The 13,023-nt window shown below is 35.4% G+C and carries 14 protein-coding genes and 1 pseudogene; 5 read left to right on the forward strand and 10 right to left on the reverse strand.

The features are described from left to right. Positions 1 to 12: 12 nt before the first annotated feature. From A9178_RS01890 to A9178_RS01915, 6 genes are all read right to left on the reverse strand, one after another. Entirely contained in the window at positions 13 to 786 is a 774-nt protein-coding gene (locus tag A9178_RS01890) for an ATP-binding cassette domain-containing protein (RefSeq protein WP_068672223.1), read from the reverse strand. Between the two features lie 26 nt (positions 787 to 812). Next, on the reverse strand, positions 813 to 1,175 hold the full coding sequence (locus tag A9178_RS01895) for a NifB/NifX family molybdenum-iron cluster-binding protein (RefSeq protein WP_068672224.1): 363 nt from the start codon (positions 1,173 to 1,175) through the stop codon (positions 813 to 815). A 55-nt stretch (positions 1,176 to 1,230) separates the two neighbouring features. After that, positions 1,231 to 2,538: an O-acetylhomoserine aminocarboxypropyltransferase/cysteine synthase family protein gene (locus tag A9178_RS01900; protein WP_068672225.1), complete on the reverse strand. Its 1,308-nt coding sequence runs from the start codon at positions 2,536 to 2,538 to the stop codon at positions 1,231 to 1,233. Positions 2,539 to 2,605: 67 nt separating this feature from the next. Further along, positions 2,606 to 3,166 (reverse strand): NADPH-dependent FMN reductase, encoded by a 561-nt coding sequence (gene ssuE, locus A9178_RS01905; protein ID WP_068672226.1) that lies wholly within the window; start codon positions 3,164 to 3,166, stop codon positions 2,606 to 2,608. 222 nt (positions 3,167 to 3,388) lie between these two features. Beyond that, a complete protein-coding gene (locus A9178_RS01910; RefSeq protein ID WP_369801930.1) occupies positions 3,389 to 3,544 on the reverse strand; it encodes a YezD family protein in 156 nt (51 codons plus the stop codon). Positions 3,545 to 4,028: 484 nt separating this feature from the next. Continuing rightward, positions 4,029 to 5,696: a ribonuclease J gene (locus A9178_RS01915; RefSeq protein WP_068672227.1), complete on the reverse strand. Its 1,668-nt coding sequence runs from the start codon at positions 5,694 to 5,696 to the stop codon at positions 4,029 to 4,031. Between the two features lie 230 nt (positions 5,697 to 5,926). Here A9178_RS01915 and A9178_RS01920 point away from each other — a divergent pair, with 230 nt between their 5' ends. Further along, positions 5,927 to 6,151 (forward strand): hypothetical protein, encoded by a 225-nt coding sequence (locus A9178_RS01920; protein ID WP_068672228.1) that lies wholly within the window; start codon positions 5,927 to 5,929, stop codon positions 6,149 to 6,151. A gap of 26 nt (positions 6,152 to 6,177) precedes the next feature. On the opposite strand, the gene A9178_RS01925 is transcribed toward A9178_RS01920, so the two are convergent. After that, positions 6,178 to 7,305 (reverse strand): glycerate kinase, encoded by a 1,128-nt coding sequence (locus A9178_RS01925; RefSeq protein ID WP_068672229.1) that lies wholly within the window; start codon positions 7,303 to 7,305, stop codon positions 6,178 to 6,180. A gap of 266 nt (positions 7,306 to 7,571) precedes the next feature. Between A9178_RS01925 and A9178_RS01930 the strand changes: the two genes are divergently transcribed. The 4 genes from A9178_RS01930 (at position 7,572) to A9178_RS01945 (ending at position 10,580) form a co-directional block, all read left to right on the forward strand. Then, on the forward strand, positions 7,572 to 8,993 hold the full coding sequence (locus tag A9178_RS01930; protein WP_068672670.1) for an MDR family MFS transporter: 1,422 nt from the start codon (positions 7,572 to 7,574) through the stop codon (positions 8,991 to 8,993). 332 nt (positions 8,994 to 9,325) lie between these two features. Beyond that, a complete protein-coding gene (locus tag A9178_RS01935; protein WP_068672230.1) occupies positions 9,326 to 9,880 on the forward strand; it encodes a TetR/AcrR family transcriptional regulator in 555 nt (184 codons plus the stop codon). Continuing rightward, positions 9,877 to 10,191, forward strand: coding sequence for a DMT family transporter (locus A9178_RS01940; protein ID WP_068672231.1), 315 nt, complete (start codon positions 9,877 to 9,879; stop codon positions 10,189 to 10,191). Before A9178_RS01935 ends, A9178_RS01940 begins: the two co-directional genes overlap by 4 nt. Positions 10,192 to 10,223: 32 nt before the next feature. Beyond that, positions 10,224 to 10,580: a DMT family transporter gene (locus tag A9178_RS01945; protein ID WP_068672232.1), complete on the forward strand. Its 357-nt coding sequence runs from the start codon at positions 10,224 to 10,226 to the stop codon at positions 10,578 to 10,580. Positions 10,581 to 10,759: 179 nt separating this feature from the next. Here A9178_RS01945 and A9178_RS01950 read toward each other — a convergent pair whose 3' ends face one another. From A9178_RS01950 to A9178_RS18510, 3 genes and pseudogenes are all read right to left on the reverse strand, one after another. Continuing rightward, positions 10,760 to 11,485, reverse strand: a complete 726-nt coding sequence (locus A9178_RS01950) for an EcsC family protein (RefSeq protein ID WP_068672233.1) — start codon at positions 11,483 to 11,485, stop codon at positions 10,760 to 10,762. Between the two features lie 109 nt (positions 11,486 to 11,594). Then, the gene (locus A9178_RS01955; RefSeq protein ID WP_068672234.1) at positions 11,595 to 12,173 is read right to left on the reverse strand and encodes a hypothetical protein; all 579 of its coding nucleotides are present in this window, start codon (positions 12,171 to 12,173) and stop codon (positions 11,595 to 11,597) included. 325 nt (positions 12,174 to 12,498) lie between these two features. Further along, a pseudogene (locus A9178_RS18510) lies at positions 12,499 to 12,924 on the reverse strand (ATP-binding cassette domain-containing protein); the annotation flags it as partial. Positions 12,925 to 13,023 lie beyond the last annotated feature (99 nt).

Here is a 13,023-nt window from a genome sequence, read left to right on the forward strand (position 1 = left end):
GAAAAGAATGTACTAATTTTCAACCTTTCTAAGTCTAGGCTCTAGTAAATCAACCTGTTCTCTTCCTAGTACATGACCAAGCAGTTCTTCTTCCAATTTTGCAAATGCTGGATTCAATCGATTTCTTGGACGTTGTAAATCTACAGGTAAGTCCATTTTCACAGCACCTTCTTCGATTAAAATCACCCTATCTGCAAGTGTAATTGCTTCGTTCATATCATGCGTAACAAGAATCGTTGTAAATTTCTGTTCCAACCAAAGACTTTCGATAAGCGACTGCATTTCCAGCCTTGTCAATGCATCAAGTGCGCCTAATGGTTCATCAAGAAGCATTAACTTCGGATTAGACGCTAAAGCTCGAGCTAAAGCAATACGCTGTTTTTGCCCACCTGATAAAATGGAAGGCCAATCCTCTGCCCGATTTTCTAAACCAACCTGTTGTAAGGCCCATTGCGCTCGTTCTTTCCATCCTTGTTCTAATCCTAATCCAACACCCACGTTTTCAAGTACGGATAACCATGGTAATAACCGTGCATCTTGAAACATAATTCGAGCCTGATTGTTTAACCCATCTAATGAATGTTGATTCTGTATAATCTCTCCAGCAGTTGCTTTTTCAAGTCCAGAAATATGTCTAAGCAATGTACTCTTTCCACATCCACTTTTCCCTACTATTGCAATAAATTCACCGGACTTAATATTTAAATCAACTTTTTGTAAAACGGCCAAATGCCCAAATGATTTCTCCAGTTGTTTAATTTGTAACTCAACACCTTTTTGAGTCACTCTATCCCCTCCTTCTACCACACTCTTTAAAAGCTTGGCGCAATTTCGTTATCTGGTAATTCTGATTGACTCCATAACTGGTTGGATTTAATCTTTTCTTCAAATTGCTCGAATAAAATGGATTCTTCTAGTTGGTAAAATTGGATTCCATCATTTTTAGCTTTTTCATAGGATAGATCACAAAATGTCTGTGGGGGTGCAACAAATGCCTCTGCACCTTTTTCCTTGGCATAGCCTAAGGCTGCGCCACGTCTACCTTCTTTCAAATAGATTGCTGGATTTTCGAGGTCCTCATATGTTTTTTTCTTCGAGTTGTAAACTCGGAGAACTTTTCCTTCAACAATTGGTACAATAATCTTCTTTTCATTTAGTACTGCAGCAATAATCATAAATTCCTCTCCTTTATGTTAACCCTTAAAAATTTCACATGTAGACGTCGTATGGTCACTCTACTAAACTAGCTTCTACACTCTTTTGTAATGCCTGATCGATATCCGCTTTTATATCCTCAACATCCTCAAGCCCTATTGATAAGCGGATTTGATCTTTCGTTACACCTGTAGCAAGCTGCTCTTCAGGCGATAATCTAGAATGTGTTGTACTTGCAGGATGAATTACAAGTGTTTTGGAATCACCAACATTCGCAACATGAGAAAGTAACTTTACGGAATTGATAAAGGTTTTAGCAGATTCATATCCACCTTTTATCCCGAATGTAAAAATGGCTCCCGCACCTTTTGGTAAATAAGTTTTAGCAAGTTCATATTGGGTGTTATTTTTTAATGTTGGATAATTCACCCAAGCAACCTGACTATGCTCTGCTAAATATTCGGCTATCTTCTGTGTATTTATAACATGCTGTTTCATTCGTAGGGATAGTGATTCCAACCCTTGAATAAATAACCAACCATGAAAAGGTGACAGTGCTGTACCAAGATCATGGCCCAGTTCAAATCGGGCTTTTGCAATAAAAGCACTCGCATTAGAAAGATTGATATAAGATTGATTATTTAAGGATTTTTTTGGTTCTGTAAATTCAGGAAAGTTCCCATTAGCCCAATTAAATTTGCCAGCATCGACCATAATTCCACCAATGGCAGTTCCATGACCGCCTATAAATTTTGTTGTAGAATGAACGACAATATCAGCCCCAAATTCGATCGGCTTTTGTAAGAATGGTGTAGTGAAAGTCGAATCAACAACTAATGGCAAACCATGATGACGAGCAACTTTACTAATCATTTTAATATCTGCAATTTGTAATCCAGGATTACCAATTGTCTCTGTGAAAATGGCTTTTGTCTTTTCATTAATTGCATCTTCTAACTCTGAAAAATTCCCGCCATCTACAAAACGAACCGTTACCCCAAAGCGTTTAAAAGTTTCTGCGAAAAGATTATACGTTCCCCCATATAATGCGTTAGTCGCTACAATCTCATCTCCTACTTTTGCGAGTGTTAATAAAGCTATCGTGACGGCTGATTGTCCTGAAGAGACAGCAAATGCATCAATCCCCCCTTCTAGTTCTGCTAATCTTTTTTCTAAAACACGATTGGTTGGATTCACATTTCGAGAATAGATATATCCCTCTTCCTGCATCTGAAAAAGAGATGCAGCATGATCCGTACTTTTAAATCCATAAGATGCTGTTTGGTAAATCGGCACTGCTCTGGCATTTGTAAGGGGATCTAACTCTTGACCCCCATGCTGTGCAACTGTATTACATTTGAACGTATATGGATGTTCATCCATTATTTCATCTCCATTCTATTTCGAAGTTAACTAGAACTTAATTCTAAGTAAACAACTAGAAAGTAACTCAGTATTTAGTGGTTGTTAGGATTTCCGTCTGTTTCTTGCTTACTATTTCCGCAAAATACTCCACTTGCTTTGTTAATCGTTCATGCGCTTTTGTGTGTACGATAGGATTAGCAACTTTTGTCTTATCTATTTGATGATCTACGAGATAAACGCCCTTTAAGTTCACCCCCTTTAGCGAGGCTAATAACGGTTTCAATGTATATTCCATGGCAAGTAGATGGGACGGACTTCCTCCCGTCATTAATGGTAATACCGGAGTGTCTTCTAACACATCCTGTGGGAGGATATCTAATAATGCCTTTAAAACCCCAGAATAAGCAGACTTGTAAACCGGTGTTCCAACAATCACTCCCTCCGCTCCTTGGATAAGAGAAGTTAAATTCTGAATAACAAGGCTATTAAATTCTGCTTTAAACAATACATCCCATGGTATATCTCTGACAGATATATGGGTTACTAGGAACTCTTTTTCCTGAAGTGTTGAACCAATATATTTTAAAACTACATTCGATCTGGAGTCTTCAGATGGACTCCCAGATAAAACAACAATCTCACTCATCTACTTCATCCTTTCTGTTAACTTTCGTATATTCGTGTATATAAATAATCTTAGAAACCTTGAATTTAGCCAAACTTATCAATAATAGCCTTAGTACACTTTTCACAATGATAGTTTTATAGTTTTCAATCTACAAAAATAAAAAGACATCTTTCATCCGATTATTTAATATCGAATGGAAGATGCCTTTAGTTGTCTAATAGGCATTGATATATGAAATTTTTAAGAACGATTTTTCGTTAAGGAAAAACGTTTTTTCTCGGTCGTGTCTATTTGTGTAATTTTTCCATCATGAACAGTAATGACTATTGATCCATATTCTAGTTCTTTTAATGCGGTTAAAATATGGTTTAGTTTTGCATCATCAATCTTTACCAAGCCAATTTCCCTCCTATTTAAGAAATGTCATGAATGACAAAAATTCATTAAAATTCTGTTTTCTGCATTGCATGATTTCCTAAATCATGAGCTTAAACATAGAATGCCTTTGGTAGTCCAATCAGCAATATAAAAAGAAAAAATCCTACTTCTAAATAAGAAAAGAATTTGACTCAACATGGTTCACTTTACTCTTCTTATTTTTCAAGATAAATACTTGTTGGAATTGACACAGTACTTATGTAAGTCTGTTTCCAAGGGTCAATCCCTCCACCCCCTCTACATAGGTTATTATTCCGAGTGGTTTAATTGTATTTATTAGTTTACATAGTATCTTTTGAAATGTCAATCGTTATTTTGAATTTTTCTAATTTCATAAGTTGATTAAATTTAATGAATAGAGAGGTTTCATTCCACATCAAAATAGAATAAGACCTTGATATTATTCAAAGTCTTATTCCATAAAGGTAGTTAAAGCATTTTTTTATATCTCAATCAAAATCGGAATAATCATCGGTTCCTTTCTCGTTTTCTCCTTTACATACTTCCACACTAATTTCTTAATCTGTTTCTTCTTCGTATTCCATGAATAGCGATTGGCCCCATGAAGCTCGCTAATGGTATCGATAATAATCTGGTTGATCCCCTTCCTTATTTCAGCGAAGTTGTTATCCAGAAATCCTCGAGAAACAATTTCAGGCTCAGACAGCAGTTCCCCTTCTGCTTTACTCATCGGAAGAATAATCATAAGCATGCCATCTTCCGAAATTCGTTTACGATCCTGTAATACAAATTTCATAACACCTTCATCCACCCCATCGACATAGGTACTGCCTACCGGTATGGTTCTTGTACTACGAGCAGTGGAATTTTCAATATCAACGACATCACCATTTTTTAGAATAAACGTATTTTCCGCCTCAACGCCAACGGATTTTGCGAGCATTCGGTGATGGTGGAGCATACGATATTCACCATGAATTGGGATAAAATACTTTGGTTTCATCAAGGTAAGCATAAGCTTTAAATCCTCCTGATAGCCATGGCCAGAAACATGCATGCCAGAACTGCTTCCAGATCCATAAATGACATGGGCACCTAATTGATATAAGTTATCGACAATAGTTGTGACATTCTTTTCGTTACCAGGAATTGGACCAGCAGCAAGGATGACCGTATCTTCCGCTAGAATTTCGACACCACGAAAATTCCCTGTAGAAAGACGACTAAGTGCAGCCATCGGTTCTCCCTGACTACCGGTACAAAGAATCGTCACCATTTCCGGGGCAAAATCATTAATTTCATCCGCTTCAATTAACATCCCTTCAGGAACGTTTAAATAACCTCTTCCCATCGCAACTTTTACGACATTTACCATCGAGCGTCCAAGCAAAGCAATTTTCCGATTTGTCTTTTTTGATGCATGAACAACCTGCTGAACACGACTTACATTGGAGGCAAAGGTGGAAACTATCACTTTTCTTTTAGCTTTTATAAACATATTTTCTAAATTTTCACCGACCATTTGCTCTGATGGCGTATATCCGCTACGCTCCGCGTTCGTACTTTCAGATAGCAGTAACAGAACTCCTTCGTCCCCAATCTTAGCCATTTTATGAATTTCCGGACGTTCCTGATTAGTAGGGGTCAAATCAAACTTGAAATCCCCCGTATGTACGATTGTTCCCTCAGGGGTATGGAAAACAATTCCTAAACAATCGGGGATACTGTGATTTACTTTGAAAAAATTAATATTCATCTCACCAATTTCAATTTCAGAATCGGAGTTCACTTCATGAAGTTCACTTTCTCTTAAAATCCGAAGTTCTTTTAATTTGAGTTCTATCAGTCCAAGAGTGAATCTTGTCGCATAGACAGGAACGTTAACTTTTTTTAAGAAGAAAGGAATTCCGCCAATGTGATCTTCATGACCATGTGTAACGATTAAAGCTCGGACCCTATCTTGATTTTCGATGAGATAAGAAATATCTGGGATAATCAAATCAATTCCTAATAAATTTTCGTCTGGGAACTTATTTCCACAGTCGATAAGTACAATGTCATTTCCGTATTCAACCGCATACATATTCTTTCCAATTTCATTTAAGCCTCCAAGGGCATAAACGGATAAGATTTTATCTCCTGTTTTCATTGCATACCCTCCTGCTTTAAAATATCTATTATTATGCCCTTAGAATTTACTTTTATTTACAATTAATATTTTATTTACAACAATTACTTTACAGCACAAGAAATCATTAGATTGTTCTGAAGGAGTTTTCCTTCACGATTTATCCATTTAAAATAACTAATAATTTTTTAAAAAAGGTGAAAGATATACTTGTTTAATGAAGTTTAATGAATTACAAAGGAGAGATTATTATGACTCAACAACCAATTGATGTAAACCAATTAACCCAAGCAAAAGCAAATGTTGCATTAACACAGGAATTGTTAACACAAGCTATTGAAAAATCCTCATCTGACCAGGCGTTGGCGCAACAGGCTATAAAGCAGGCTACGAATGAGATAGCTTCAGCACAAACAGCGGTCAGTCAAGTACAAAGTGCTCTTATAGCACAACAACAACAATCCAGTTCTGAATAAAAAAACAGGGGGGTAATCCCCCTGAATTATAAACAAAATGAAGATACAAAATGAACAATTTGTTTGGTTTGTTCATGTAACAAAGGTTTAGCCTGTTCCATACTTTCTTTTAGGCTTAATGGTTTATTAACAATCGAAAAACATCCAGAAAATCTTTCCCTTAAGACGTCAAAGTTTCCTATAAGAGCCCCCGATAACAAAACAGTTGGTACACCATATTTATTGGCCAAGGAAGCAACATAGCCCGGTGCTTTCCCGTACAATGTTTGTACATCACTTTGCCCTTCTCCAGTTATGACAAGATCTGCTCCTTCCATAACTTCCTCTAATCCAATAACTTTCGCTAACAATTCAGCCCCGGAAAGAATGTCTGCCCCAATTGCTAGTAGGGCAAAACCAACACCGCCTGCTGCACCAGAGCCTGGTACATCTTTTAAGGGCCTGTTTATTTCTTTTTCAATTAAACTTCCATAGTTTTCAAGTGATTTATCAAACTGTTGAATTTGTTCTTCTGTTGCCCCTTTTTGTGGACCGAATACTTTACTTGCTCCCGTACTCCCACATAGTGGATTATCGACGTCACAAGCAACCTTTAATTCTACTTTTTGCAACCTGGGATCTAAATCTTTAAAAGTAACTTTACTCACTTCACGAAGATCTTTCCCAAAACCTTCTACTAATACCCCCTTCTCATTCCAAGCCTTCATCCCCAAGGCTAGGAGCATCCCTAAACCACCATCATTCGTCGCACTTCCTCCTATCCCGATTAGAATCGAGGTACAGCCTTTATCTAGTGCATCCCTTATCACTTCACCAAGGCCATATGTAGTTGTGAAATCTGGATTTCTCATATTCTCAGGTACTTGAACTAAACCTGAAGTCATTGCCATCTCTATAACGGCCTTACTCGAATCTAGTATGGCATAGGAGGTTTCTATTTTTTCTCCAAGGGGACCCGTACAACGAACTGGTACCTTCCTCCCCTTTCCGGAAACTAACATCGCTTCCATCGTTCCCTCTCCACCGTCTGCCATTGGTTTCATCACTACTTTATGATTATTATTGATTTCCAAAATAGCTTTTTCCATTGTTTTAGCTACTTCCAAAGCTGTTAAACTACCTTTAAATGAATCTGGTGCTAGAATAATTTTCATTTTTAACTCCTTTTCTATTGATATTCTAATGAAACTATAGAATATTAACGCCTATAATTTCAGTTTCACAACATGTTCATTCCTCATGATATCTATATCCTAATTTTACAATACTTTTACACCAAATTTTTACCTATAAAGTATCATTTCATGTTAAATTATATAAGGCTAAGTAACATGAAAGTAAAAGGAGGATTTATTATTTGAAAGAGAATAATGGAACAAAAAAATATGAATATTTGTCGGATAACCCGGATGTTAAAGTGATGCCAATTATGCTCTCATTAATTATTGGCGCTTTTTTTGCAGTACTAAATGAAACATTATTAAATATTGCACTCACCACCTTGATGCATGAGTTTAATATTTCATTACCTACTGTGCAGTGGATGGCAACAGGATTTATGTTAGTAATGGGGGTTGTTATCCCAGTATCGGCCTTATTACTACAATGGTTCACGACAAGACAATTATTTCTTGGAACGATGATTATATTTACTGTTGGGACAACAATAAGCGCAGTAGCACCAACTTTTCCAATTTTGCTAATTGGTCGGTTAATTCAAGCAATTGGAACAGGGTTACTGATGCCAATCATTTTTAATGTATTTCTACTAATCTACCCCCCACATAAACGTGGTAAAATAATGGGGTTAATTGGTCTAGTCATTATGTTTGCCCCTGCAATTGGTCCCACACTTTCGGGGATCATTGTTGAATATTTAGGCTGGCGCTACTTATTTATTACGGTTATCCCGTTCGCTTTGTTCTCCATTTTGTTTGCTTATAAATATTTAATTAATGTTTCTGAAGTTACAAAACCAAAGATAGATATCCTATCTCTCATATTCTCAACCATCGGATTTGGATCAATCGTATATGGTTTTAGTGCGGTAGGAGAAAGTGAAGCAGGCTTCCTGAGTCCTAATGTTTATATTACAATTATTATTGGGGTTATTGGAATCTTCTTGTTTTCCATTAGACAGTTAAAATTAGAAGAACCTGTCATGGATTTAAGAGTTTTTAAATATCCGATGTATACACACGCAGTTATCATGTTTTTAATCATTATTATGGCGATGTTTGCTTCGGAAATCATTTTACCAATCTATATGCAAGGACCATTAGCCTTAACCGCTGCAACAGCGGGATTGGTTCTATTACCTGGTAGTATTTTAAATGGTCTTATGTCACCATTTATGGGGCATCTCTTTGATAAATTTGGACCTCGAGTGTTAATGATTCCTGCAACATTTGTTTTATGTGGGACGATGTTTATGATGAGCAGATTAACGATTGATACATCTTTGTGGGTCGTAGTTGTTGGATATATTCTAATTATGCTATCTGTTTCGGCCATTATGATGCCCGCTGAAACGAATGGGTTAAACCAGCTACCTAAACACTTGTATCCGCATGGAACAGCTATTATGACAACTTTACAGCCAGTTGCCGGTGCGATTGGGGTTTCTGTATTTATCAGTATTATGAACGCTAGACAGCTTCATGTTTTACAAAATGCGAATAATCCACAGGACCCTTTAGCAACAAATCAGGCAATGGTGGCTGGTGTGGAGCTTGTCTATTTCATCGCATTTGCTATGTCCATCCTAGCTGTTATTCTAGCGTTTGTTGTTTACCGTGCTGAACCGAAAGAGCTGGAAGAAGTACCGCAAAATAAAGGGTAAGATTAGGATTTAATACATGGATCATTTCGAAATCAACTTTAAATGTTTATGTGGAAACCCGTTGTTACCCAAGCATTAATACCAATATCAGAGGATCTAAAAAAGGCTTTGATTAAGTCTAACGGGGTCAGTTTTTGAGAAGAAAAATATTTAATAACAGAAATATTTAGCAGCAATAACAGTAAGCAATAACGCTCAGAATTTATCTGAGCGTTATTTTGTTGTTAATTTAATATTCTTCTTCAACTAAGCTGCGTAATTAATTCTCGTGACAAAAAACCGTCCAGACGGTACAATGATTATTATAACCCACTTAATAAGGAGTGATTTTAATGGAATCAAAGGCAGGTAAGAAACGGCGTCTTATTTTAGATACAGCAAAACAAATTATACTTGATAGTGATTTTAGTTCGCTCACATTGGATGCCGTTGCAAAAAAGGCAAATATTAGTAAAGGTGGATTACTATACCATTTTCCAAATAAAGAATCGTTAATAAAAGGATTAGCACAATATATTTTTGATGAATTCACCTTTCTTTTTTACAAATATGCCGAAAATGATATGAATGAGACAGGTAAATGGACTCGTGCGTTAATAGAAACAACAAAATTTGACTTAGAACATAACGGCGAGTTAAATGTAGGAATTCTCGCAATTTCTTTTTTAGAACCTGAAATAGCCAAAGATATATCTGAAAGTTATATGACCATCTTAAAAAAATTAGAAGATGACAAGATAAATCCTTTAACTGCAACTATTATTCGACATACATTAGATGGAATTTATTACTCGCAATTATTAAATGTAGCTCCATTAAAAAAAGAAAAGACAGATGAAGTATTTCAACACTTGTTGAAAATGACAAAAAGCGAGGAAAAAAAATGAATGCTTATATATTCTTGGCACTATCTATTGTATGTGAAGTTTTTGGGAGTTCCATGCTTAAAGCAACAAACGGATTTAAACGAATCCTACCTACTATTGGAGTTATAGTCGGATATGGAGCTGCTTTTTATGGATTATCTTTATCTTTAAAGACGTTACCAATTGGAACTGCTTATGCTATTTGGGCTGGTTTAGGAACAGCACTAACAGCATTGGTTGGAATTATCATTTATAAAGAGAATTTTAATAGCAAAACGCTTTATGGATTAATTTTAATTATTGGCGGGGTTACTTTATTGAACATTGGTTGAGTTCATGAATTTTATAGAAAGTAGGAGTGGTTATGAAAAGCTATATTGTTTTAGCAATTTCAATTATTGGAGAGATTTTTGCAACTTCAATGCTCAAATTGTCGGAGGGATTTACCGTCTTATCCCCCTCTATAGGAGTAATTATAGGTTATGGACTATCATTTTATTTTTTATCTTTGTGTCTAAAAACAATTTCTTTAAGTTTAGCTTATGCAATTTGGTCAGGAGCAGGAACAGCGTTAACTGCTTTAATTGGAGTTATTTTATGGGGCGAAGTTTTCACTACACTGAAGATATTAGGAATTCTATTGATTATAGGAGGAGTTGTCGTATTGAACTCGTCAAGAAATAAAGAAATAGAAAAAGAACCTATTGAAGAATCTATATAAGGTTTACTAATTTTCCTTATTTAACTAGAGATTAATATAGAGTTAAGACACTATAAAAGTGAAAAAAGGAGTGCGAAACGCTATGCAATTTGCACTCCTAAATATTATGTTATTTAATTTGTTTTATCCCCTAGAGTTGAACCGGCTAGATTGAATAAAACCCTTTTAGTAGTAATCTACTAATAATCAGAAGGATACACATCTAAAATCCGCATTCGATATACATTCATCGCCGTTTCAGCAAGCTGATCCATTAAATTATAGTTTGCATAAGCACCGACAATTGCCCCAAATCCAGGAATTAATTGAAACATTTTTATTAAATCAATGTGATCACGGTATTCTTGCTGGAACACACGCCAATCCATATCTACAAGCTTTTCTTTTTGTTCCTCCCAATTTTCAATATAGAATAATGTTTCCCTCCGTTTTTCTTCACTCGAAAAAGCAAGCTGGAAAATATGAAGAATAAATAAACGTTCTTCATATTTACTCGTATCAAAGCCATAAACCTCTGCTGCTTCAAAAAGAAACTTCATTTTAATCGACAACAACAAAGGAAAATCTGCCGCTCCAAGTAAAATTCCACCAGCACCAGTTCCAGCACCTTCAACTACTGCTGTCTTACGGTAGAACGAATGCTTTTCTTTAAAAAGCTCGTCTCTTTTCATAAGACTCATTTCGGTACCTATTCGTTTCTTAGTTGTGATGTTAGAACCAACTAACGTTGCTTTCACCATTTGTTTAATACTATCCGTAACAATTTTATGAACCTTCTCTGGAATCCAACTATTTATCTTATTTTGTGCTTGTTTCGATAATCTGTTTATCATTCCCGAACGTTTCATGATTTTCATACGCCAAGTCTGTACTTCTTCATATGCTTTTAATTCGTAAGTATTCATTTTACCATCCTCTAATTGATGCTTTATTATATGATACGTATGCGTAACGGGAAAGTTTCAATGATAGATGATTCCATCTCTTGCATCAATACTCTACAGTGTACGTACATTAAATTGCCAGCATCTCTTTTTGTACAGTGCGACAATCATTGTCAACTATATCTATATGATGATATGCCTTTAGCTTGCCTTCATACACCAGTTCCATTTTGGAAATCATCTGTAAGTCATAGGGCGCTATAAGGGATGACGGTTTTTCGAAATCTATTATGTCACACTCCTTTAGTACAGATGCAACAAATTGTGAGCAGAAAAATGCTTTTTTTCTTTTTATTGGCTTATTAACTATAAATCCTAATAAACCAAATAAGTTATATCGATAACATTCCTGTTCAACCTCTATTTCGTTTATATAACGATTCATCTTTTTCATTTGATATTCTGATATTGTAATAGAATAAATTGCACAATCCGCTTGTTTAAACAAACCTTTCTTCACGTCTTCTTTGACAAAACCACCAATAAATGGATTCCAATCCGTTTTCCTTCCAAAGCTATATACCTCTGATAAAGTATAGTCGAAGGATATGGACGCATGGTTGTACGGTTTTTTTGTATATAGTTTAATCAAATTTGTAAATAATGTACCAGTATCTGTAAAAAGAATATAAACTTTTTTTCTCGCCATCATCATTCTCCTCATTCATTATCAAAGAAATTTTCTATTATCAATATACCTACAAAATATAACCTAAGCTTTAAGGATTTCTTAAGAAAACGTTAAGTTTTTTCATGCTACTATTTTGATGTTTAACTTTAAGCCAATAACGAACTGTAAGTCGATTTCATTAGGATAAACAGAAGATAACGATATTATATAAAATTATAATGTTTATGAAAATGAACTAGAGCCTAATATATCTCTAAGACCTCAGGCTTATATAAAGTTCCTCTGAACTAGATGAAAAAATAAGCCAAGCAAAATGCTTGGCTTATTTTTCAAACAATATCAATCACTTTTCATTGAGTTTTTTATCTATAATTTGATATTCTAAATCCGCTACTTTCTCTATAAACTTCCTAATCATGTGATACGAACAGAATCATTCCTTTATAAGAAGTAACAAACCGTTCCAACGCTTCCATTGCCTGAACGTCTAAAAAATTTGTTGGTTCATCTAACAATAAAATATTATATTTCCCTAAGAAAAATTTGCAAAGTTGAAGACGAGTTGCTTCACCACCGCTTAACGAATTCACACTTTTTTGTAGATCCGTTCCATCAATCCACTTCCATTGCTTCCAGTAATAGCAATGTTTTTACCTAATGGCATTTGGAAACTAACATTCTCCAATAACACTCTATTCTCCACTTTAAGATTTAGCCTCTCAGCCATAATCGGAAATTTATTATGAAGTTCCAGTGCTTTGGAGTATCGGAGTTTTTAATTTATCAAAGCAATCACCGATTACTTCAAGTAACATACCACCCACAATTAGTCCAATAGCAAATACAACCTAAATTGAATACTCAAACC

The organism is Oceanobacillus sp. Castelsardo, assembly GCF_001659985.1.
Taxonomy (GTDB): Bacteria; Bacillota; Bacilli; order Bacillales; family Amphibacillaceae; genus Oceanobacillus.